We start from the raw sequence: 25054 nt of genomic DNA on the forward strand, positions 1-25054 counted from the left end.
CAATAAATGGTTTGGATGCCTTTAATTAAGTCCTGAATTATTGTAAATTGGTCCTTCATTTGATACAGCATTGAAAAAACCACAATACCGTTTATTTTACTTCTTCTTACTACTGAGTTTCTTCAGTACACAGGTAGTCGTGGGTCAAAAGTTTAATGCATTTACCTTTAGTCAACTTCCTCAAGATTATCAGCTATTCCCCCGAGAGAATGATAACCTGGGTACAATTGCCATTGAAGGTAGCTTATCCAGTAATGATTTTCAATCCTATGCGGTTCGTTTGCTTCGGAATGGGGTCGTCAAAACGTATAAAAAATCAAGCCTTCAGTTTAGCAATGGGACAGCGAAGCTTGCTGAATCCTTGAAAATTCCTGCGGAATTAGCAGAATACGGATTAGAAATTTATGGATTCAAAAATGCCGATTCCACATTAATTGTTCGTCGCAATAATTTAGTAGCAGGCGATGTGTTTTATGTGACCGGTCAATCCAATGCGTGGATTGGGCCGATTGATGATTTAGTCTATCAAGGAGAATGGTGTCGATCATTTGGTTTGGTACAAGGCTCTGAAAATTATGGCCCGTACAATCCGGCGGATACGCTTTGGTCGCTTGCCACGGGCCGCGCGCGCATCGGTCCCTTTGCTGCAGAACTTGCTCGCTTGATATATCAGTCGGAACAAATCCCTATCGCCATCATAAACTCCGCAGCAGGAGGAAGTGGGATTGATTGGCATTTGCAACTAGATGGAAATTTGGCGGCACTGGATGGCGGCAATATTATGTATTACAAGGCCGTCAAGTCGAAGACCATTCAAAAAGTTCGTGCGATCATTTACCGACAAGGCGAGGCGGAAGCGGCAGATTCAAACGTACCTTACACGTGGGGAAATAAGTTTAATTCCTTGCTTCAAAAGTATAAACAATTCTTCCCGAGTGCTCAATTTGTCTATAATCCACAATTAACAATCTACGAGTACCCGAACAAAAATGCGTCTCAATTACGCGAAGATCAGCGCACGATCAGCCAAAACGGCTATGTGAAATCATTCGCCACAGTGGGGAATGTTGGCGTCCTACCCGATCGCTTACACTACACAAACGTGGGGTACCGACAAACAGCAAACGAATTATTCCGATTAATTTCGAATCAGATATACAAGCGTCCTTATTCCGTGGAGATTCAGAGTCCAAACATCCAGAAGGCATATTTCATGTCGGAGGCGGAACGGAATAAAATACATTTGGTATTCGAAGAAGGGCAGAATATGCGCGTGAGCTTAGACACGACAGTTGTGGATAACCAGGGCCATCAAATTAAGGCCAAATTAGCGAAATACTTCTATTGGGATAAAACGAATATTGGATCATTTGAGCCTTACATCAGTTCGATTGAGGCGTTAAACAATGAGGTAATTATCACATTTACACAGGCGTATGCTGGAAATACAATCGGGTATTTACCGGATTATCATCGAGATTTTCTAACGGGAACTCGGGAATATACTTTTCCGGGACCTTTCATAAAGAACAGCATGGGAATGCGGGCATTTGCCTTTTCAAATTTCCCCGTCATTGTCCTTGATAAAGCAAATTTTGATTTTACCTGTTCCCCTAATCCTGGAGCAGACTTCATTCGAATAGCCTGGGACAATCAGGCGAATGGCCTCTTGGAAGTCTTTGATATGCTAGGGAAAACAGTGTACCGTCAGCGCATTGATAAGCTTTATGCGACGAGCATCGACGCCTCACAATGGATAAGCGCGAATTACTTTGTGCAATTTAAATCGGATACAGGGAGAACCTACAGTAAACGTCTCGCGATTTTACACTAAGGTTTCCGTGGAAGCCAACGTGTAACAATGGCCATGGTGCTGCATTCCGATTTTGGGATAATAGCCTTCGGCGGCAGGAGCTGCCAAAAGTATAATCTTCGCCTTGGGAATCGCTTGCTGTACCTCATTAATCAGCTGCTTGCCTATTCCTTGCCTTTGGTATTGCGCATCCACAGCCAAGTCGGACAAATAACTGGTGTAAACAAAGTCGGTCATCACCCGCGCAATTCCTACTAATTTCGCTTCATCATAAGCACCTACATAGGTATTTCCGTGCAGAAACATTTGCTCCATGGCATGCAAATCCTGTAACGGCCTTCGCTCGCCTAAGGTAGACCGACGTAAGATATCGATAAAATCTGCTGTGGTCAGAGGTGGATTTACTTGATAGACTATAGGCATCGTTTCGGGAATTAATTAGGCCAAATTTAATTTATTTTCTCAATTCCATGCATAGAACCTATCTTTGCATAGAATAAAATCCGCCTGTATGACACAATTATTAAAACCCTTAATTGAAAAGATCACAAAAGACCCGATAGTTCATGCTAAATGGTTAAATACCCTTTCATACATGGAGAATACGGGGGCTAAAAAAATATCAAAATTTGAATCAAAAACGGATGTCAGCCTGCTCATATTAAAACACGCAGCGGAAGAACATCGTCATGCCTATTATTTAAAAAAACAGATATCGAAATTAGCGTCTACGGGCTTTGAAAATTACGATGATGCATGGTTAATTAGCCCAAAAACGTCGAAATACTACCTAGACATGCTTGATGTTTGGGTAAGCAAATACATCAAAAAAACCTTAGGATTAAGTGGATATGAGTTGAAATGGGCCTCCTATTTATTAGTAACATATGCCATCGAAGTGCGTGCTGATGAATTATATCCTATTTACCAAGAAATATTAACCGCCAGCCATTCTAAAATTCAGGTAAAATCCATCATCGTGGAAGAGGTTGGGCATTTGAATGAAATGAAAGCACAGTTGGCCGAATTCTCTCCCCAATGGGAAACACATGCCGCTGTGGCCTGTGACTTAGAAAATAAATTATTTCAAGCCTGGATTCAGAGCTTGGCACAACTATACCCACTAAATTAATTCACGATGTTGATGCTCATTCATTCCCTGATTACTCTTTTTATTAGCTCTGGAGATACGTTACTAGTAGGTTCATATACTCAGCAAGGAAATCCGGGTATCGAACTCATCGACACAAAATCGAAACAAGTAATTGAGCGCATCGCCGTACCACAAGCGTCGTATCAGGTGATCTCGCCTGATAAACAATATTTATTTTCGGTTTCAGAACTCGTTGGAAATGCTGGAGCGGTACATAGTTACAAAAAGAATGAGCAGGGTAAATGGGCGTTTGTGAATCAGCAATTGACCGCAGGCGATGCGCCATGCCACATTAATTACCGGAAGAAAAGCCAAACGATTTACACGGCCAATTACATGGGCGGAAGTGTGTCGGTGTTTCAAACTAAGGATGGTATTGTTCGTTCTCTAGCACAAAAAATAGCGTTTAGTGGTCGTGGGATATATCCCCAACAATCCGCCCCACATGCTCACATGATCGTTCTTTCTAACGATGAACAAAAAATACATATTTCCGATTTAGGTGCTGATCGTATTTACCATTATCAATTACGGCCTGATGGACTTATAGAAGGCAAACTTAATTTTACTCAATTCCCGGACGGTACTGGCCCCAGGCATTTTGTTTTCTCACCAGATGAGAAGTATGTATATGTCGTAGGGGAACTCAGCGGAACGGTGGATGTATTTGCCGTTCAAGATGGAAACTGGACAGCGATTCAGCGGGAGAAAATTGATTTTTCCAAAGGGGATGGTCCCAAAGCGAGTGCGGACATTCACATGTCACCTAACGGAAAATGGCTGATTGCATCAAACCGTATTACACAAAATTCATTAACCGTTTTTCGCATTGAGTCAACCGGAAAATTAAGCTTTACGCGTGATATTCCGGTGGGTAAAGTTCCTCGTAACTTCCAGTTTGACGCATCAGGCGGAAAGATCTACGTAGCGTGTAAAGACGAAGATCGGATTCAACAATTTTCATTCAATAGTGAAACTGGCGATATGCAAGACTTGCATGATGATATCCAAGTTAAGAGTCCGGTGGCAATAATAGCCGTTGGACGTTAGACGTTTAACTTTAGTTAAGAACTAAGAGGTAAGAGATAAAAATATATTTGTGACACAATATCTCATTTTAGGCATTGGAAGTTAGACGTTGGATATTAACTGTAGAGACGCGATACTTCGCGTCTTTTTTCATTTGGACACGGACCTAAAAAAAGCCCCGAATTTCTCCGGGGCTTTTGTCTTACTTGGTTAATGAATATCGCAGGGCTATCTCATGCGATTGCAAGCTCATCTTGCTCATCGCCGAGGTAGGCATCTCGTATACATATCCTACGTAAATCTTCTTGGTGGCTTGTACACCTAAACGTACGCCCCAACTGTCTTGGTGGCGGTAGTTAAAGCCTACATCAAATCGATTGTGTAATTGAGCATACACGTTCGCATCCCAACTCAACGGAACGTCTTTCGCGCTGCGGAATAAGGCTGATGGATATAAATTAACGTGATCATTCAACTTCAATTTCGTTCCTACCATCGTGTAGAAGTAAGCAACGTCTTTGTATGCGCCGCTTCCTAAATCATACTTGAATAAACGAGGTTGTGATACACTGACGAAAAAACCATCGCCCTTATTAATACGCAATCCCCAACCTGTGTTGAATGAAATACCTGTGGAACGACTACCACTAAACAATGCATCGCCATCGTGTACCAATGCCAAACCTGCAAAGTCCAAGCTCAAGTTCGAGAATCCTGCACGGATACCACCGGAAAAACGCCATTGTTCGCTTAGCTTGATGTGATATGCGTAATCTCCACTGATCGCAGTTACTTTCACTGGGCCTGCTTGGTCATACATCGCATTAAAACCGATTCCACTTTGTTGCTTGAATTTAAAGTCGCCCGAAATGGCATAGGTTACCGGAGCGCCTTCAACTCCTACCCATTGCTGGCGGTTGATTACCGTAATATCACTCACTGAATCACTGCCTACATGCGTAGGTGATAAAATCTGCGGGTTCAAGCGGTAAGATGAATACATCGACTCGACCTGACCAAAACTTGTTTGAGCTACTAACATCAACACAAGGGAAACAAGGGTCATAAGACCCTTGGTCCACTTAAATTGATCTACTCTCTGATTAAAATTTATAATTGCTTTCATGCTATTGCTTGTTCTATTAGTTGACCCGATTATTTATCCAATCGGTTTACGTAGATGAATGACTTCACGTTTGATTTATTCCCTTTGTAGTCCACTACATAGTAATAGGTTCCATCAGGTAGCAAGCCATCGCTCGCTAGCAAATCAAAGGCACGATCTGTTTGGCCATGCCAATCGTTTTGGTAGTTGTCTTTCTCATAAACAATATTACCCCAACGGTTAAAGATCGTTACCGTATTCGGTTGTGCATTCAAGATACCCGGGATGATGAACGTATCATTCTTGCCATCGCCATTCGGTGAAATACCTTGTGGCATGAAGCTAGGACATTTGTCCGGATCCAATCGGTTTGGAATACCATCGTGGTCGCAATCCGCTAAACCTGCAATATTCACATTGTCCTCATCCTTATCCAAAATACCATCGTTGTCCGAATCGATATCTCTAAAGTCATAAGTCAAATCCTTATCCGTATCTGCCGGATTCTTTGGATCTGGACCCGCCTCTACTTTATCCGCGATGCCATCGTTATCTGAATCCAAGTCTCTAAAGTCAGCATTGCCATCTTTGTCCGTATCTACCGGTATTGACGTTGGGCCTTTTTCAATGTTATCCGAAAGCGTATCATTATCTGAATCTAAATCACGGTAATCTGGTAAGCCATCGCCATCCGTATCTACTGGATTGGCTGTTGGGCCTTTCTCAATGTTATCCGAGATACCATCGTTATCCGAATCCAAATCTCTAAAGTCGGCCGTGCCATCTCCATCCGTATCTACCGGTGTCGCTGTTGGGCCTTTCTCCGTGTTATCCAAGATACCATCGTTATCCGAATCCAAATCTCTAAAGTCGGCCGTGCCATCACCATCCGTATCTACCGGTGTTGCAGTAGGGCCTTTCTCAATGTTGTCTGAGATACCATCATTATCCGAATCTAAATCGCGGTAATCTGGTGTTCCGTCGCCATCCGTATCTACCGGAGTCGCTGTTGGGCCTTTCTCGATGTTATCCGAGATACCATCGTTATCTGAATCGATGTCGCGGTAATCTGGTAAACCATCTTTGTCGGTATCTACCGGCTTGCTTGGGTCTGCACCCGCTTCGATTTTATCTGAGATGCCATCATTATCACTGTCGGTTTCACGGAAGTCGTAGATGCCATCGCCATCGGTATCCAAAGGTTTGGTTGGATCAATTCCAGCTTCGATTGCATCGATGATGCCGTCGTTATCTGAATCTAAATCTCTAAAGTCTGGCGTACCATCTTTGTCCGTGTCTACAGGAACGGAAGGGTCTTTACCTGCTTCGATTGCATCTGGGATGCCATCGTTATCTGAATCTAAATCTCTAAAATCAGGTGTTCCGTCTTTATCTGTATCTACTGGATTTTTAGGATCGTTGCCAGCTTCTACTGCATCTGGGATACCGTCATTGTCAGAATCTAAATCCAAGAAGTCTGGAGCTCCATCCTTATCTGTATCTACAGCAGGGTATTTTGAATCTTGTTGCGCGCGGTCATCGTATCCGTCGTCGTTATTGTCTACCCGACCACAATTCTCGCATAAGTTCAAGCCTTCATATTGATCGCTCAATCCATCACCGTCGGAATCTAAATCCAAGAAGTTAGGTTTGCCATCGCCATCCATATCACCGAATTTCTCATAAGCATCAGATACGCCGTCTCCGTCGCTATCGCCATCGCGGTAGTTCGGGTGTTGGTCACCATCCATGTCGCCAGTTAATTCTATACTATCTAAAATGCCATCACCGTCCGATTCTAAATCCAAGAAATCAGGTGTGCCATCTTTGTCGGTATCAGGAACCTCCAACATACGGCCGCCGTAAGCAGGCTCTAGTTGGTCTGGAATACCATTGTAATTCGCATCACTCGTAACTCCGGAACGATCGCAAACGCCATCGCCGTTGCTATCTTCTCCGTTGCGGTATAACGCAGTTGCCTCGACCGTATCTAAGATACCGTCACCATCTGAATCTAAATCCAAATAGTTAGGCGTACCATCTCCGTCACGATCTTGTGTCGTTTCACGGCTATCCAAAATACCATCGTTGTCTGAATCTAAATCAATGTAGTTGGCACTGCCATCTCCATCTGTATCGATGTTGCCTTCCGTGATATCACCAATACCATCGTTGTCCGAATCTCTATCCAAGTAATTTGGAATACCATCGTTATCAAAATCAGGGCAAGTAACACCCGTTGTACATTCTAGACCGTTTAAGATGCCGTCGTTATCGCAATCTTGGTAACGGAAAACATCATAAGCCGGGGTTCCGTTGGCAGGTACTTGACCTGAACCGCCTACGCAATAGTTCAAAGGCTCTGGGTCCGTACCATTCGCTGTACCATCACCGTCGCAATCCGCATTGCGCCACGTAGAAGATGTATTAGCAAATACTTGGCTAGCAGCTAAATAGCTACAGCCGTCGTTGGGATTCGTGCCGTCTAATAATTCCTGTGCATCACTTACTCCGTCACCGTCGGTGTCACCACCACTTACTGAAACGGTTACGTTTGCCGTTGCTGAACAAGCACCTGATGTGCCTGTTACTGTATAGGTAATGGTCGAATTTGGTGTTGAAATCACCGAGGCGCCTACAATGGCAGAGATATCTGTGTTTGGCGACCATGAATACGTGGTTGCTCCACTGGCAGTTAATGTAACCGATTGTCCGACATTAAGTGATGCGGAACTCGGAGAAACTGAAACACTCACGACCGGCGAAACAACGGCTGTTACAGCTAGACGGCTTGCGCTCTCGATACCAGCTACCGTTTGAGTTGCATAATAGATTGTTCCATCTACCAAGGCTGTATTAGAAGCTAACGGACTACCGCCTGAGGAAGCAGCATACCACTGAATTGCGGTACCTGTTACCGATAGGCTGGCTAAAGTAGGTGAGTTGGTCGTACAAAAAGTCTGACTAGCCGAACCCGTAGGTGGCGATGTTGCTCCACTGACAAAGGCAACAGAAGTGGTATTTGTACCCGTAGTTCCATTGAGCACGTAAGTAATATTGGCTGTAGTCGCTGTATTTGAACTCGTTAATATGACCGTGTAGGTTCCGTTGTTGTTATCGACAACCGTTCCCAAAGTACCTGCCGAAGTTGCAACACTCACTGTACCACCCGTTGTAGTAAGGTTATTTCCAAGCGCATCTTTTAGTTGAATCGTAATCGTTGAGGTGGACGTACCATCCGCATTGATTGTTGTTGGGTTGGCTGAAATTAACGAAGTGATTGGACTCGCAACAACTGGCACGGAACCACAAATATAAAGTGAAGGAGTATTGCTACAGTCAAAAGCTACAACGTCTGCGGCAGCTGAAGTACCATCACCCATACTACCATTGATTTTATGTCCCACATAACAAAACTGTGTAGATCCTTGCTTTAGGTAAACCAACGTATGACCCCCAATTTCAGCAAATAGCGCTTTATCCGCTCCTTGGTTGAAAGTGGAAGGAATTGCGGGGTCATAATTTATTGCCGAGTTAGGTTGACCCAACATATTACGTTGGTTTTCTCCCCAAGAGTAAAGATCCCCTGAAACTGTCACAGCAGCAGCTGCAGAATAAGCAGCATCATGTTCTTGTACGGAGAATGTTGAGATGTTCGACATATTCGTTGAAGCACTTTGCTTAACATTCACCCAGGAAGTACGAACAGTTGTGGTATAATCTCCCACTTGCTTATTGTTATTCTCACCCAAAGCATATAAATAGCCTTGGTTTGATAATAAATAATATGTGTTATTCGTGGAAGTTGTCGTGTTGTTACCTCCACCAACGCCAATCATTTTCACATCGGAAGCCAAAACGCCAGTTGGCAAAGTCATTGCCGTCGCATATGTTTTGGAAGCAACAGCAGAAGCATTACCCAAAAATGTCGAAGCCCCCCATGTATAAATGGCTCCTGACGTAGTTACCGCCATTAAAGCATTATGTGTATTGTCAGCAACCTGACCACGAACAGCATCCACGTTTGACAAATAAACCCCCGCGCTTGTTTGAACTTTATACCAAGTTTTCGCTTGTGCTGTGCTAGGCGTTCCTGAAGCACCATTACCTGCTAATTGCAAAGCTGCCTGAGTCAATACCCAAACATCCCCAGCAGAAGTTACAATGGCAAGCGTTTGGTATGTTGTAAACAACATTTTTACGTTGGCAGGTGTTACACCTGAAGGTAGTCCTGTTGAAGGGTCACCGCCAGTTGGTGTAACTATGTGATGAAAAGCATCATTGCTACCTGTTAAAGAGGTTTCCAAAATTGTTCCGGAAGTTCCCCAAGCGAATAAACCAGTTGTGGTTAAAACAATCCCTTGCGCAGAAGTCCGGTTACTACCTAAAGAAGCTTTAAGTACGGTTCCAGTCAAAGATGGATAATTCGTCACGTTGATATCCTGAGGAGATAATACGGCAGCAGTACCGCTATTTGACATTAAATCACCCCAAACAGAATAAGTCCCATCTGATTTGATTGCAACCGATTGGTGGAATGAACTAATGATTTTATCGTACTTATTTGTGGGAACGCATTGAGCGACTAATTCAGTCGTGCGTAATCCGAATACAAGCGATAAGAGAATAATTGTGATAAATTGAGACTTAAGCACACGAAACAGTGCTAAACCCCCAGAGGATCTCTGAGTAGACTGATCAATCATTTATTTTATAATTTAGATAACGAAGCTATCTAGCTTTCGTCAAGTTGTACGTGCACAAAAGTAAACTAATCACAGAAAATAAAACAAGACGAATGTCAGTTGTATGGTAGAGTGCCTCTGTACCAAAATTTAATAAAGGCCAATTAGACGTCAAAAATAAAGAAAAGCCTGAAATTTACTTGTCCTGTTTTCGAAAAGCAGGACAAATTTATAGCTGAGCAATTGAACCGAAATGCCATTAAATTGCCTGAATTTATCAATTTATTGATTATTCGGCAACGTGTTAGTCGTCGGTTTTGATTTGCGCATTGAAAGGAATTCCTAATTGAAAGCGCATGTCTGCTGTTGTTTCATCAGGAAGTACATCCAATCCATAGCGAATTTGCTCGATGGGGGTAGCATTTAATGTTCCAAATAAACGATCCCAAATGGAGAAAATGTTCCCGTAATTCGAGTCGGTCTGTGGGCGCTCCACATGATGGTGAATCTTGTGCATGTCGGGCGAAACAATGATGTAAGAAATGGCACGGTCTAAACCTTTTGGAAGACGAATATTTGCATGGTTGAACTGGGATAATAGTGCACTCATACTTTGGTAAAGCATGACCAGCCACATCGGAGCGCCACAAATCAAAACGCCCAAAAGAGTGAAAATGGCCCGAAAAACGCTCTCGCCAGGGTGATGGCGATTTGCTGTCGTGGTATCTACCATTGTATCAGCATGGTGAACCATGTGAAACTTCCATAGTACTTTAATTTTATGTTCGATCCAATGGATGAAATAGGCCCCCACTAAATCCAAAAGCAATAATCCTACGATGAGTTGCGCCCAGCCCGAAAGTCCACTCCATGGCAACAAACCGAATTGATTCTCCACGGTCCAATCACTCGCCTTCACGATGACAGAAGCAAAGGCAAAATTGATTATGATTGTGGTCAAGGTGAAAAATAGATTGATTCCTGCATGTTTCCATTTGTTGTAGCCAAAACGGACCAAAGGGATACCGCCTTCGATTAACCAAAAAAAAGCAATTCCACCTGCTAAAATAAAGGCGCGATGCGCGCTGGGAATTGTGTCGAAATAATGAATTAATTTTTCAAGCATGGGTCTGGTGGGGGTTGACGCTGCCGGGGTCTGCGACCCCGGCAGCGTCTAAGTTAACAGCTTTTTATAAAAGTTTCTTGATATTGTATCATTATATGCGAAAACGTAGCTTAAAGCCTTTCATTTATAAGTTTCCTGATAATCTGCCTGAACGAAATCAAAATTGGGCATAAAGAAAGATTTGGCTAATTTTGTTTACCCTAAAGATAACAAAATGATGAAGTTTTTGTTTTGCCTAATCGCGGCATTCGTCGTATTCCCTAGTGTAGCCCAACAAGTAGCGTTGTTAAATTCCCCAAACAAAGGGATTCAATTAAGCACAACGAGAAATACTGAAGGTCAACTTTTATATCAAGTTCAGCTTAAAGGAAAGGAAGTCATTTCACCTTCTTCGCTTGGTTTTGTATTGAAGAAACCGGCCATGGAATTGAAGAAATTTACCGTATTAAATATTGACAGCTCAACAGTTTCATCAACCTGGAAACCTATTTGGGGTGAAGTCAAGGAAATTACAAACCAATACAATGAGCTCGTATTGCATACTTCCAGCAACGGAGTTTTAATTGATTTAATCTTTCGCATTTTCGATGATGGCGTCGGATTGCGGTATCATTTTCCAGTGCAGGCCAATTTTCAGCATTTTATCGTTGACCAAGAGTTGACCCAATTTAACATGTCGGGCGATCACACCGCTTTTTGGATCCCCGGAGATTATGACACAAACGAATATACCTATAACAAAACGAAGTTAAGCGAGATTGATGCGACGGCGGCGGCGGCGAAGGAAAAGGATATTGCCGTGACGGCTTTGATGGGCAAGAATGTGGTTCAAACGCCCTTGATGATGAAGTCGGCGAATGGCTTTTACCTCAACATACATGAGGCGGCTTTGGTGAATTATCCGGCCATGCATTTGCGTTTGGACCAAACGACGCAGACATTTCAATCTGTATTAGTCCCGGACGCGGTGGGAAATAAAGCATATCTTCAAACGCCGTTTTCGACACCGTGGCGGACGATGGTCATGAGTGAGAAGGCGGAGAAGATTTTGGAATCCAAATTGATTTTGAATTTAAATGAGCCTGCCAAATTTGGCGATTCCACGTGGATTAAGCCACAGAAATTCATGGGGATGTGGTGGGAAATGCACATTGGAAAGGCAAATTGGCCATTGGCAGGTGGAAAACATGGGGCAAATACGGCGAATGTGAAGCGATACATTGATTTTGCGGCCCAACATGGATTTGATGGCGTTTTGGTGGAAGGCTGGAATCAGGGCTGGGAAGATTGGTTTGGAAATTGGAAAGAGGAAGTATTCGATTTTGTGAGCCCATATCCGGATTATGCGATTGATTCGTTGACGCAATATGCGCAGGCCAAAGGTTTGCGTTTGATCATGCATCATGAGACCTCGGGTTCTGTAACGAATTATGAGCGCCGAATGGATGAGGCCTATCAATACATGGTATCCAAAGGAATTAATACGGTGAAAACAGGCTATGTGGGGAAAATCATTCCGCGCGGGGAGCATCACGACAGCCAATGGATGGTGAACCATTACAATCGTGTGGCAGAAAAAGCGGGTAAATATCACTTGATGGTAGATTCCCACGAGTCGGTGCACCCAACCGGTTTACACCGCACCTATCCGAACTGGATGGCTTCCGAGGCTGCGCGCGGATCTGAATTTAACAACGCCCCTACGTTGGGAATTATACCTGAACATACGACGATTCTCCCCTTCACGCGTTTGATGGGCGGACCGATGGACTATACGCCTGGTTTATTCCACATGTCACTAAATCAGTTTGATTCGACACGTACTCAGAAGGTTCGATCGACATTGGCAAAACAATTAGCGCTGTATATCACGGTTTATAGTCCTTTGCAAATGGCTGCTGATTTACCAGAGAATTACGAGGGACATTTGGATGCATTTCAATTCATTAAAGATGTTGCCGTGGATTGGGATGACACGAAGGTGCTTTCCGCTGAACCGGGAGATTATGTAAGCATCGCGCGCAAGGCCAAAAATAAAGATACGTGGTATATCGGTTCTATCACGGACGAGAATGCTCGGAATGTATCGCTGCCACTAGACTTCCTAGATGCAGGAACGGCCTATGAAGCGATGTTATATCGCGATGCGGATGATGCGGATTTTGAGAAAAACCCGGAAGCCTACGTGATTGAAAAGAAATTAGTTTCTAAAAGCTCAAATTTAACCTTTCGCTTACAGCGTGGAGGTGGATGCGCGGTGGTGTTAAAAAAATTGTAGGTGGGGGTTGACGCTGCCGGGGTCGCAGACCCCGGCAGCGTCTAAGTTAGCTCCCATCTTTAAAAGTTTATTGATAAATGCAATCCATAGAAACAAATCGGCTTCTATTGCGCCCAATCGGCCTTGATGATGTAGAGTTTATGCTGAAACTGATAAACTGCCCGGGCTTTATTCGTTTTATTGGCGACCGAAAAGTCAGAACAGTAGATCAAGCAAATTCATACCTCCAAAACATGCTCATTAATCCCGATATCAGCTATTGGGTTGTCGAAACAAAAGACAATTCCGTGTCTGTGGGAGTTGTGACCTGGGTCAAACGCGATTTTCTACCCAGTCCCGATATTGGCTATGCGCTACTACCTGAATATGAAGGTTATGGTTATGCGTTAGAATCGAGTCAAGCCTGGTTAGCCTACCAACAAAAAACACATAAAACCGTCTTAGCCATATGCCAGGCCGATAATCTGGCCTCCATCAAATTACTTCAAAAACTGCATTTCACGCTAGAAGATGTTTTCGAAAAAGACGGGCACATTATGCACAGATATTGCAGGAATCAATAAACTCGAGTGAGGTGGGGGTTGACGCTGCCGGGGTCTGCGACCCCGGCAGCGTCTAAGTTAGCGGCTTCCTATACAAGTTTCCTGATATTTCTCCATTTTCCCATAAATCTCATCAGAAAAGCAATCTTTTATAAAAAAGTTGATAAACCGCCTGAAGCAATAAATCGAATCAATGCCCATGAAACTGCTCGCCGGCTCGAATTTCAACGGCTAATTTATTCGCAGGAGTTGGTAGCGGACAAGTTGCAAATGGGGTAAAGGCGCAAGGCGGATTGTAAGCCTTGTTGAAATCAATCACCACCTTCCCTTGCGCATCAGGCAAAGACGTATCCATAAAACGACCTGCTCCATAGGTCTGTTTTTTGTTCGTCAAATCCCCAAAAACAATAAATAAATTATTCCCTTCCTGGCTTGTTTCCAACTCATAAATGGCCTTTCCAATTTTAAAACGTAACAAACCCGGCGACTCTAACTGATATGCCCTACCTGTCACATCAATTATCGTCATCATTTTACCTTGGGTCGGAATGAAATCCGCCACAATGCGATAACTCGAATCCGTTGGGAAACAATCAATCCCTTTGAATGCCTTCAAATATTCTCCCTCCAAATCACGTAAACGAACTGCATATTTATCGCCTCGTTTAATGATAAACCAACGCAATGAACGATGCGAAATCACCGGGGCTTTAATTCCCTCCTGAAAAACGAGCATCGTATCGCTCACAGTTTGGTAGAAAACCTTGCCATCTTTCAGCAATAATTCTCCCAAAAATGGGTCGGAATGATCAGCAGGAAAAACAAAATCATTCTTATCATCTCCCCCAAACGTATTTTTCCCTTCCTTCAACCAAAATAACCCTGCCAAATTAAGCCAACCCGTCTCCGATTTCAGGCTGGTGATTCGCGCTGCACGAAATGCTTTAATCTCATCGACATGATTTTGTGCGTGCAATCCGAAACTAAACAATAGCAAGAAAATAATCCCCTTATTCCACATGATAAACTCCTTTTGATTCAAAATCTTTTAACACCTCCGCCACGCGGAATTTAGCTTGTTGGCCTGCCGAAAATCCCAAGCCTGCACCCCCGGCACGAAACAAAATATACTCTTTCTCCAACATCCTTTTCCGTTCTTGTACATCCCCCAAACTATTCCCAATACTGAGTAACCAAAACATCACACTAAACACCGCCACAAAACGCATAATAACTTGCCCCCATGTAAGCATCACGAGCAGATAAACGAAGACCAAAGCCAAGGTCGGATAAATCTTATAGTTCCCAATTAAATACACAAATTCCCCAAAAGAAGAGCGCAATATGCTAATCGCAGCCGCATTCATCAGACAAAATACAAGCATGGCAACAACAAAAAGAATAGGGGCCTGGGTTAAGGTTTTGGCACGCCAACGAACAACAATCTCCTGCAAACCTGTTTGGTACACAAATCGAACAAAAGTCCACAGCAAAATCCCAACTAAAATCATGCCAAAAAATGCCGTTTCAAGGATACGAAACATCGATTGCTCTCGATACCAAAAATCAAAAGCCCCACCCATGAAAACGAAAAAACCTTGCACGCTTGTCCAAGGATGCAATTTGAAATAAGCCATCCCCGTTTCGTGATAGGACATGCTCGGGTACTTCCAAAAAAACAAGAAAATCACGGAGACCAACAAGCCTAACCAAACAAATAATTCCTTAAAACGGTACTGCAAAAACAAAACGAAAGTCCCGATTCCAATAAAAAATAAGCCGTCGGAATTAGATAAACTAGCCAATAACGTAAATAAAACGGCCCAAATAAAGTGCTTGGATTTTGCCAATAAATACATGGAAATCGCCCCAAAACCAATCACCAAATTGTGCTGCACAGCAGCGATCATCCAAAAACTTGATAAATAATATTGGAAATTTAGATACAAAAACGGAATGGGCATGAAATAAAACAACTTGTTTTCTTTAGGCAAAATCCGCCATATCAAACAGAATAGCGCAATTATATACAAGTGGGATTGCCAAATCATCCACTGAATATTGAATTGGCCGAATACATAATAATTAAACAAGGTCAACAATTTCAATGTCACAACCCGATGTTCATTATTGGGCGCCCACAACAACGCCATTTTTTGCTGAAAATTACCCTCGTGAAGCCAGTTGAAAAGCATCAATGGCCCGACCTCAAAATCATCCAACCACGGGATATTCACAGAAAAAGCAACCAATGCACACGCAAAAATCACGATAGGCAAGCCGATCAGCACATAGCTATAAACTGATTTTTCTAAATAACGCATCCCATCCTTTTAAAATCCACTCAAAAGTAGACATTTAATTCAAAGATTTTTTATAGCTTTCGATTCGTTAACCCAATAAATCTATGAAAAAACTGATCCTCGGAATTGTTGCAATCCTCATCGTCATCCAATTCATTCACCCAGAGAAAAACGAAAGCAACGACAACACTTACGACATTTCCACGAAATACAGCATCCCCGCACCGGTGCAAGAAACCTTAAAAAATGCGTGTAACGACTGCCACTCGAATCAAAGCACCTACCCATGGTATTCAAACATTCAACCCGTAGGCTTTTGGCTCAATCACCACATCGAGGAAGGGAAAGAGCATTTAAACTTTTCGACATTCACCAAAATGCCTATTGCTGTCCAAAACCACAAGTTGGAAGAGGTCATCGAAACCGTCGAAGAAGGCGAAATGCCCATGCCTTCCTACACGTATTTTGGCTTACACCCAAAAGCAAACCTGAATGCAGCAGATAAAGATGCACTAATCGCCTGGGCAAAAGCACAAATGGATACCTTGAAAGCCAATTATCCAGTAGATAGCCTGAAATTAAAGCCCCGTAAAAAAGTATAAACCAATTACGAGCAAAAAGCCAAGCACAAGCCATATCATTCCGTTAACACGCTTTTTCTTTAAGAAAAGCAGCAAAATGATGCCTGTCAAGGAAATCAAAATCATGAAAATAGCGGAAAAATCAATGACCCATTTCCAGCCTTGACCCGTGTCTCGGCCCTTATGCAAATCATTGATCCAAGCAACAAAACCCAGGGATCTTTCGGTTAAATGAAAGGTCCCTGTGGAACGGTCAATAAACGCATCCGCCGTATATCCCGGACCTTGCAACGAAACGGAAACCTCTGTTTCGTCAATTCGGAAATCATTCAGAATACCATGAACCTGGTATTGAGAACGGAATAATTCTACAATTTCCAACTTCTTCACTTGAGCGGTATCGGTTACATTCACCCAAGAAGGATTCAATTTCCCATCCACCTCATGCAAGTTTTCCTTCTCCGGAAACCATTCCAAATGATTCAAGGTCAAGCCCGTCACCGCGAAAAAAAACACAATCACGAAACTAAACATCGACAAATAAATATGCAGCCATCGCGACCACTCCGCTAATTTACGCTTCATCCTATTTCGTCTTGTAAACTAAATTCGCTCCTGAAATCTCCTCATTTCCTGCCAAAGCCTGCGACTTAGCCTTTCCATCAAATTTCATTGTCTGCTTCATCAATTGGTACGAACCATGCTCCCGTGCCGCCTCAATAAATACTGTATAATTACCCAAGGCTACATATTCTCCTTGATCATTTTTACCATCCCAAATCAACGAATAATTCCCCGCTGAACGTGTCGCAGAAGCAATTGACATCAAGTCAATCGGTACCTCACGCTGCGCATCAGAGAAGGAACGCAAATCCGGTAGCCAACGAGGTTTGCGGTACCAAAGGGCCAAACGACGCACGGGCTTATGAGCCTCATCCTCAATCCAAACCGCCACATAGGGCCGACGAGCTCCACCGCCCAAATCCGCTAATTCCACATTAATCAACAATTCCTGACCCGCTGTCCAAACCTTGTCTTTGACATGTACCAACTCAATTGCAGATTCCGTAACCACAGAACGACCCGACCAATTTTCGCTGACATGTTGCGTTCCCGCAGCATCCACAAGCAAATATTCCGTTCCTGGATATTCGGCTGCCAAAGCTTTTGATTCTTCTACCGAAAGCACATTAAATGCGGTGGCCAAAGCCCCCGCTGTCACCGCGTCTGGGTGAATGACCGTTGCAGATATGCTGCCAGAAGCCGTTTCTCCTGTACGAGGATCGATAATGTGCGCACCTCGCCGACTCACCCCACTCGTAGCAATCGCTTGATTTTGGATTGAAACCGTGCTCAATGAAGCACCATTTTCCGCATCTGAATTCGGATCAGAAATACGAACCGCTTCGCGTAAATCGCCTTTGGCAAGGATATCACCCCCTACATTCAACATCACACCACGAACACCAGACTCCGCCATCACAGCATCAGCAACCTGTTCCATAATAAAACCTTTCGTAAACGTATGTAAACGCAACTCCGCATCACTTAAACGCGTCGCTGTTCCATCACCTAATTCCCAATGTGAATGATTCACTCGATCCGAAAAACCGTTCAAACGCACATCATCCGCAGCCGCATTCAAAGCTCCCTTTGTCGCTTCACGCCACGTATCAAACAATCCTAAAACCGTATGTAATTCTTCCGAAACCGAAATTTCTTCCCCCCGCGAACGAGCCCATTCCCCAAACTCATGATTTTCTCCACTCCCTAAAATTGCTTGCAATCGACGAAATTCCACTAAGACCTTCGCCTCCGCTTTTTCCGCTAATTCAAACGAATTTGCTAGAATTTTCACGTCTAATGACGTTCCTAAAATATGCTCGAAATGTGCAGCTAAAACGCCCGATTGATTAGGTACAACAGCAGCCAGCGCGGCCATGGAGAATGAAAATGGATTCATGTGTGAATGATTATGTGAGTCGGTGAAATTATAATTTACCCCTAATTTCCCCAAAACATATAGACCAAACCGGTGTTTTTTGCTACCTAAATAAACGCCGAAAATGGTGACGCTGCCAGGGTCTGCGACCCTGGCAGCGTCTACCGCAAAGCTAAATCCTTTACCTAAAAGTTTCCTGATAATCTACAATGTCTTCATATCAATCACGAAACGATACTTAACGTCCGACTTGATTACCCGCTCATATGCCGCATTCACATCCTGCATCGAAATCATTTCAATATCAGATAAAATGTTATGCTCCGCGCAGTAATCCAACATTTCTTGCGTCTCAGCAATACCGCCGATCATCGATCCCACAATGCTCCGACGTTTTGAAATCAACGTCGCTGCGCCAAATTCATTGGCTTCGGGCGGAATGCCCACTAACAACATTTTCCCTTCTACTTTCAACAAACCCAAGAATGCATCCAAATCATGTTTGGCAGCAACTGTGTTCAAGATAAAATCAAAAGACCCTTTCAACGCCTTCATTTGCTCAGGATCCGTCGACAAAGCAAAATGATGAGCGCCCAAGGAACGCGCATCCGCCTCCTTCGATGGCGAGGTTGATAACATGGTAACCTCCGCCCCAAATGATGCTGCAAATTTCACCGCCATGTGACCCAATCCACCTAATCCCAACACAGCAACTTTGTGCCCCTTGCCTACGCCCGCAAAACGCAATGGCGAGTAGGTTGTAATCCCTGCACACAGTAATGGTGCCACGCGAGCCAAATCTTTTTGCTCAAAATTCACATGTAAGGCATATTTTTCATCGATCACATAATTCGCTGAATAGCCCCCAAATGTTTGCGTCTTTCCATCGCGGTAGTAATCATTATACGTCGCTGTCATGTCCTCATCGCAATACTGCTCTTGGCCTGCTTGGCAAGAAGGGCATTCCCGACAAGAATCCACAAATACGCCTACTCCGGCTGTTTGGCCTACTTTAAACTTCGTTACATGTGATCCAATCGCAACGACTTTACCTACGATTTCATGTCCAGGTACAATCGGATAAATCGACGGGCCCCATTCACTACGTACCATGTGAATATCGGAATGACAAACGCCACAATACTCAATATCAATTTGAACATCGTGAGGACCTACCTCGCGGCGTTCAAAAACGATTGGCGCCACCGGCACCTCCGCGCTCGTAGCGCCATACCCTTTAACTTGCATGTTGTGTTTGGTTTAATGTGTCTATAAAAACTTGAATGGGCTCCGCTCCTGAAATACCATATTTCCTGTCAAAGACAAAAAATGGCACCCCACGAACCCCTAAATTTACTCCTTCTTGAATGTCTTGACTTACCCGGTAAGCCAAGTCTTCACTAACAATCGCCGCACGAATGTCTGCCTCAGCTAATCCAACTTCCTCACCTAATGCAACCAATTCCGTAACGGAAGCCAAATCCCTTCCCTCCGTAAAATAAGCTCGGAAGAAAATCTCCTCAATCGCATCATCTAAACCTTTTTCTTTGGCCAATTGAATCACGCGGTGCGCATACAACGAATTCGCCACCACAGCCTTGTCAAAATTGTATTCCAAACCGACAGAAGCAGCCATCTCCACGACACGTTCGTGCATTTGCACTGATTGCTCTAATGACCAACCCTTCCGATCCGCCAAGTATTCATATACACCCACAGGTTCCTCAAATGACATCGGAATCGTTGGATCTAATTGATAACTTTTCCAAGTTATCTCCACCGTATCACGCCCAGGAAAGCTTTCCAAGGCCTTCTCTAAATGCCGTTTACCAATGTAGCAAAACGGACACATGATATCACTCCAAATTTCTATTTTCATCTCAGCAATTTAATGTAATTTCGGCAGATAATTATCCGGCAATATGTTCTCCATCCGCACCTTTTTATTAACTATTCTAGCTTCCTCCAGCTTATGCGCCCAAGGCATCACACAGCTCGTAAATGCCTTACCGCATGTTGACGGAAAACAGTCCTACCTCGCCTCCCCCTTTGCCACCACAGGCGACCGATTATACCTTGTGGGCCATCAAAACGGGCAATTCCCTGATTTGGGTTGGCACATCACGGGCGAAATGGGCGGCATTTGGGCACATCCCATTAAACTCCTGGACGGATTTATTGTTTCCGTGGACGGACAAGATTTAACAAATGCAGTGAGTTTTCGCAATTTTCCCATGGCGAATCAACATCGCTACCAAACGAAAAACCTGGAAATTTTTCGCACGCAATTCGTTCCGGATGGACTCGCAGGTTGTGTCATTGAGTTTGAAATCGAAAACAAAAGCCTACAAACACAAAACATTCCCTTTGTTTTTCAAGCTAAATCCGACTTGCGGCCTACTTGGTTGGGAGAACGAACCAACCTGATCGACGATGAAGATCATGCTGAATATATAAATGACCAATGGGTTTTCAAAGACACTAAAAATCCCTGGTTTGCTATCCTAGGAGCAAGTGAAAAAGGAATTCCAGGCGCCGCTCCGATTCCTTTTACTTCCATCGGGAAGGGAATCGCTAAATCCATCAATTACTCACTAAGTATCCCTGTCGGCAGGAAAAAAACCATTCAGTTCTATATCGCTGGATCTGCAACTTCAAAGGCTCAGGCATTAAATACCTACGGAGAACTTCAGAAAAATACCGCAAAATTATTCCAACAAAAATGGAGCCGCATCAACGCATTGGCACAAAAAAGTAAGATTAATATCCCCGACAAAAACATTCAAGAAGCCTACACCTGGTTGCAATACAATACCGATGGGTTGACACGCGATGTTCCGGGAATCGGTCGGGGCATCAGCGCTGGGCTGCCCGACTACCCTTGGTGGTTTGGCGTGGATAGCGAATATGCCCTGCAAGGTGCCATCGCGATTGGCCAAAAAGACCTGACCCTAAACTCCATCCAACTCATTCATAAACTTTCCCAAAAGACCAACAAAAACGGTCGGGTCGTGCATGAAGTATCCACCAACGGCGCCGTTTATAATCCAGGCAACCTGAATGAAACGGCCCAATTTGCCTCGCTCGTTTGGAAAGTATTTCGATGGACAGGTGACAAGGAGATGCTAAAAACCTATTTCCCTAGCATCCAAAAAGGATTGCAGTGGTTGGTCACTGACAACGATCAAGACCACAATGACTTCCCGGATGGGTCGGGAATGATGGAAATCCAAGGCCTACATAGTGAAATGATCGACGTGGCCTCCTATACGCAGAAAGCCTTGCAAGATGCTGCGGAGATGGCACAGATTTTAGGCGAAAATAGCCTAGCAAAAGCATATAAGGCCAAAGCCTCCCAACTAAAACAACAGATCAATACGCAATTTTGGAATGAGGATTTTAGGTCCTATGCAGACTTCCGTAGCCAAGACCGACAGGCGCTTGCATTAATCAAGCAAGCCATTGTTCGGGCAGATACCTTACAAAAACCCTGGGCTGTAGCGGAATTAAAACAAACCGAAAAATACATCCAAGCACATCCTAGTGATCAAGCAAGACCCTTTGTGGTACATCATAATTGGGTCGTTAACACACCCATGGAAATGGGCTTAGCGGATTCCGAAAAAGCCATAAAAGCACTCGAAACGGCTAATAAATACACGAACCCATTCGGATTATTCGTGACGGGAATCGACCGAGATGCCTCCGCTGGGAGCGATGCCGGTTCTTACAAAGCGCCCAAAATTTTTACGTACACGGGAGCTGTTATGACCTTACCCACCGGCGTGATGGCCGTGGCCGAAAACAATTACGGACGACCCGACCAAGCCCTCGATTACATGCAAAAACTCACTCGTTCATTCAGTTACGCCTTGCCTGGCAGCATGTACGAAGTGTCCCCAGATTTTGGGATGATGACCCAAGCTTGGAATGTATTTGGCTTCGCGGTTCCCATCGTAGAACAGTTTTTTGGGATACAACCCCGGGCTGATTTGCATGAGATTACCATTACGCCACGCATGCCTTCGAGCTGGAAAGAGGCGCACATTGAGAATGTGGAAGTCGGCGATAATCGAATCAGCGTACATTATCTACAAGGCCAAACGCCCCGCGTAACTCAAAGCAAAAACTGGAAAATTATCCTAAAATAGCCTATCTTATTATTGTATCATTTTGCTACATTTGTAAGCTATTACCCTACCAACATGAAAAAAATAGTTAGCCTTTTAGTAGTTTCCACGGCGGCATTCGCCCAACATGTGGAGATCAAACAAGCCAAAGGTCCAACTTTGGCCTATTCCACCCAATCATCTGTTAAAATCATCAAAAAAGACGGCCTGTCTTTTAAGGATTTAAATAAGAACGGGAAATTAGATATTTACGAAGATTGGCGGAAACCCGTTGACGTTCGTGCCGCCGATTTAGCTAAGCAATTAAGCGTGCAAGAAATCGCAGGTTTGATGTTGTATTCAGGCCATCAAGCCATCCCTGCAAGACCCGACGGCTATTTTGCTGGGACCTACAACGGAAAACCTTTCGATCCCAAGACGATGGATGCAAGTGAGTTAACGGACCAACAAAAGAAATTCCTCAAAGAAGATAATCTACGTCACGTACTCGTCACCACGGTTTCATCCCCAGAAGATGCCGCGAAATGGAACAATAAAATTCAGGCATTTTGCGAGTCGGTGGGTAAAGGGATTCCGGCCAACAACAGTACGGACCCACGTCACGGAACACAAGCACGTGCGGAGTTCAATGCAGCAGCGGGTGGTTTGATTTCGATGTGGCCAAGTTCTTTAGGTATGGCCGCGACATTCAAGCCGGAATTGATCAAACAATTCGGTCGGGTAGCGGCACAAGAATACCGTGCTTTAGGTATCGCAACCGCATTATCTCCACAAGTTGACATCGCCACAGAACCTCGCTGGTTACGTTTTGACGGAACCTTTGGCGAAAGTTCTAAACTTTCCGCTGCGATGGCGGAAGCCTATTGCAATGGTTTTCAGAATGAAAACTGGGGCGCTCAAAGTGTGAATGCCATGGTGAAACACTGGCCAGGAGGTGGAGCCGGTGAGGCGGGCCGCGATGCGCATTATGCCAATGGAAAATTTGCGGTTTATCCAGGGAATAACTTCAATGAGCATTTGATTCCTTTTACGGAAGGAGCGTTTAAATTATCCGGTCAAACCAAAAAAGCCGCTGCGGTGATGCCGTATTACACGATTTCTTGGAATCAAACGAAGGAAAATGTGGCGAATAACTACAACAAATATTTGGTGACAGATTTACTTCGCAAGCAATATGGTTATGATGGGGTGGTTTGCACGGATTGGAGTGTAACTGGGGACCACAAGGCGATGGATGTATTCATCGATGGAAAAGTTTGGGGCGTAGAAAACCTAAACATGGCCGAGCGGCATTACAAGATATTAATGGCCGGCGCGGATCAATTCGGTGGAAATAATGACATGAAACCGATCATCGATGCCTATGCGATGGGCGTGAAAGAACATGGTGAAGCGTTCATGCGTGCCAGGATGGAGCAATCGGCTGTGCGATTATTGCGCAACATTTTCCAAGTAGGTTTGTTTGAGAATCCTTACCAAAATCCAGCCGATACCAAAGCAACGGTTGGAAAACCGGAGTTCATGCAAGCGGGCTATCAAGCACAATTGCAATCCATCGTGCTGTTGAAAAACAAGGGAAATGTCCTTCCTATTCAAACGAAAAAGACGATTTACATTCCTAAACGTTTTGTCGCAGCGACGCGTCACTTCTTGGGATTCCCAATTCCAGCATCGAATGATTTCCCGATCAACATGGAATTAGTGAAGAAATATTTCAACGTGACAGATAATCCGACGGAAGCAGATTTGGCTTTAGTTTGCATCGAAAATCCGAAAAGCAGCATCGGCTATGACAAGGAAGATGTGGCCAAAGGCGGAAATGGATATGTGCCTATTTCCTTGCAATACAGTGATTACGTGGCGAATGACGCACGCGAGGTGAGTATTGCGGGTGGAGATCCTTTGGAGAATTTCACAAATCGTTCCTACAAAGGCAAAACTGCCAAAACACGTAATATTACCGACATGGAATTGATCGAAGACACGCGTCAAAAGATGCAAGGCAAACCAGTGATTGTATCCGTGAACGTATCGAATCCGATGGTTTTTGCGGAAATCGAGGGTAAGGCGGATGCGATTTTGGCAAGTTTTGGTGTACAAGATCAAGCGATTTTAGATATCATTTCCGGCAAGGCGGAGCCACAAGCCTTATTGCCCATGCAGATGCCAGCCAGTATGCAGGTGGTAGAAAAGCAAAAAGAAGATGTTCCTTTCGACATGGAATGCCATGTGGATGCAGAAGGACATCGCTACGATTTTGGCTTCGGAATGAACTGGAAAGGTGTAATTCAAGATGCCCGCGTTCAACAATACAAATAGCATTTTTTCGTTTCTCTCATTTAAAAACACCTCAAGGAAAATTGAGGT

18 protein-coding genes are annotated in these 25054 nt (G+C 44.0%); 8 read left to right on the forward strand and 10 right to left on the reverse strand.

The window, feature by feature from the left end:
• The first annotated feature begins 70 nt into the window (after positions 1–70).
• Positions 71–1834 carry a sialate O-acetylesterase gene (locus V7S75_RS01180; protein ID WP_459510865.1) on the forward strand — a complete coding sequence of 588 codons (1764 nt, stop codon included), beginning with the start codon at positions 71–73 and terminating at the stop codon, positions 1832–1834.
• Here V7S75_RS01180 and V7S75_RS01185 read toward each other — a convergent pair.
• Entirely contained in the window at positions 1826–2236 is a 411-nt protein-coding gene (locus V7S75_RS01185) for a GNAT family N-acetyltransferase (protein WP_459510866.1), read from the reverse strand. The genes V7S75_RS01180 and V7S75_RS01185 overlap by 9 nt on opposite strands.
• Before the next feature lie 88 nt (positions 2237–2324).
• On the opposite strand from V7S75_RS01185, the gene V7S75_RS01190 reads away from it, so the two are divergent.
• Positions 2325–2945 carry a hypothetical protein gene (locus tag V7S75_RS01190; RefSeq protein WP_459510867.1) on the forward strand — a complete coding sequence of 207 codons (621 nt, stop codon included), beginning with the start codon at positions 2325–2327 and terminating at the stop codon, positions 2943–2945.
• 6 nt (positions 2946–2951) lie between these two features.
• Complete coding sequence (locus V7S75_RS01195) at positions 2952–4016, forward strand: lactonase family protein (RefSeq protein ID WP_459510868.1); 1065 nt, start codon at positions 2952–2954, stop codon at positions 4014–4016.
• Positions 4017–4197: 181 nt separating this feature from the next.
• Here the strand turns inward: V7S75_RS01195 and V7S75_RS01200 are convergent, their stop codons facing one another.
• The 3 genes from V7S75_RS01200 to V7S75_RS01210 form a co-directional block, all read right to left on the reverse strand.
• Positions 4198–5121, reverse strand: a complete 924-nt coding sequence (locus V7S75_RS01200) for a PorP/SprF family type IX secretion system membrane protein (RefSeq protein ID WP_459510869.1) — start codon at positions 5119–5121, stop codon at positions 4198–4200.
• Positions 5122–5150: 29 nt separating this feature from the next.
• Positions 5151–9806, reverse strand: a complete 4656-nt coding sequence (locus tag V7S75_RS01205) for a T9SS type B sorting domain-containing protein (RefSeq protein ID WP_459510870.1) — start codon at positions 9804–9806, stop codon at positions 5151–5153.
• A gap of 283 nt (positions 9807–10089) precedes the next feature.
• Positions 10090–10911 carry a sterol desaturase family protein gene (locus V7S75_RS01210; RefSeq protein WP_459510871.1) on the reverse strand — a complete coding sequence of 274 codons (822 nt, stop codon included), beginning with the start codon at positions 10909–10911 and terminating at the stop codon, positions 10090–10092.
• A 217-nt stretch (positions 10912–11128) separates the two neighbouring features.
• Between V7S75_RS01210 and V7S75_RS01215 the strand changes: the two genes are divergently transcribed.
• A complete protein-coding gene (locus tag V7S75_RS01215; RefSeq protein WP_459511144.1) occupies positions 11129–13189 on the forward strand; it encodes a glycoside hydrolase family 97 protein in 2061 nt (686 codons plus the stop codon).
• Positions 13190–13266: 77 nt separating this feature from the next.
• Positions 13267–13752 (forward strand): GNAT family N-acetyltransferase, encoded by a 486-nt coding sequence (locus tag V7S75_RS01220; RefSeq protein ID WP_459510872.1) that lies wholly within the window; start codon positions 13267–13269, stop codon positions 13750–13752.
• A gap of 169 nt (positions 13753–13921) precedes the next feature.
• Here V7S75_RS01220 and V7S75_RS01225 read toward each other — a convergent pair whose 3' ends face one another.
• Positions 13922–14752 (reverse strand): DUF1684 domain-containing protein, encoded by an 831-nt coding sequence (locus tag V7S75_RS01225; RefSeq protein ID WP_459510873.1) that lies wholly within the window; start codon positions 14750–14752, stop codon positions 13922–13924.
• On the reverse strand, positions 14742–16055 hold the full coding sequence (locus V7S75_RS01230) for a hypothetical protein (RefSeq protein ID WP_459510874.1): 1314 nt from the start codon (positions 16053–16055) through the stop codon (positions 14742–14744). The genes V7S75_RS01225 and V7S75_RS01230 overlap by 11 nt, the downstream gene beginning before the upstream one ends.
• An 83-nt stretch (positions 16056–16138) precedes the next feature.
• Here V7S75_RS01230 and V7S75_RS01235 point away from each other — a divergent pair, with 83 nt between their 5' ends.
• Positions 16139–16636 (forward strand): heme-binding domain-containing protein, encoded by a 498-nt coding sequence (locus V7S75_RS01235; protein WP_459510875.1) that lies wholly within the window; start codon positions 16139–16141, stop codon positions 16634–16636.
• Here V7S75_RS01235 and V7S75_RS01240 read toward each other — a convergent pair.
• The 4 genes from V7S75_RS01240 to V7S75_RS01255 form a co-directional block, all read right to left on the reverse strand.
• Positions 16613–17200 carry a PepSY-associated TM helix domain-containing protein gene (locus V7S75_RS01240; RefSeq protein ID WP_459510876.1) on the reverse strand — a complete coding sequence of 196 codons (588 nt, stop codon included), beginning with the start codon at positions 17198–17200 and terminating at the stop codon, positions 16613–16615. The two genes, V7S75_RS01235 and V7S75_RS01240, sit on opposite strands and share 24 nt — an antisense overlap.
• A gap of 1 nt (position 17201) precedes the next feature.
• Complete coding sequence (locus V7S75_RS01245) at positions 17202–18578, reverse strand: DUF2271 domain-containing protein (protein WP_459510877.1); 1377 nt, start codon at positions 18576–18578, stop codon at positions 17202–17204.
• A 183-nt stretch (positions 18579–18761) separates the two neighbouring features.
• Positions 18762–19805, reverse strand: coding sequence for an NAD(P)-dependent alcohol dehydrogenase (locus V7S75_RS01250; RefSeq protein ID WP_459510878.1), 1044 nt, complete (start codon positions 19803–19805; stop codon positions 18762–18764).
• Entirely contained in the window at positions 19795–20436 is a 642-nt protein-coding gene (locus V7S75_RS01255; RefSeq protein WP_459510879.1) for a DsbA family oxidoreductase, read from the reverse strand. Before V7S75_RS01255 ends, V7S75_RS01250 begins: the two co-directional genes overlap by 11 nt.
• 43 nt (positions 20437–20479) lie before the next feature.
• On the opposite strand from V7S75_RS01255, the gene V7S75_RS01260 reads away from it, so the two are divergent.
• Both V7S75_RS01260 and V7S75_RS01265 read left to right on the forward strand, forming a co-directional pair.
• Complete coding sequence (locus tag V7S75_RS01260; protein ID WP_459510880.1) at positions 20480–22708, forward strand: alpha-L-rhamnosidase-related protein; 2229 nt, start codon at positions 20480–20482, stop codon at positions 22706–22708.
• A gap of 54 nt (positions 22709–22762) precedes the next feature.
• A complete protein-coding gene (locus V7S75_RS01265; RefSeq protein ID WP_459510881.1) occupies positions 22763–25006 on the forward strand; it encodes a glycoside hydrolase family 3 protein in 2244 nt (747 codons plus the stop codon).
• The last annotated feature ends 48 nt before the right edge of the window (positions 25007–25054 follow it).

Source organism: Aquirufa sp. TARAVU-A1A (assembly GCF_054558675.1).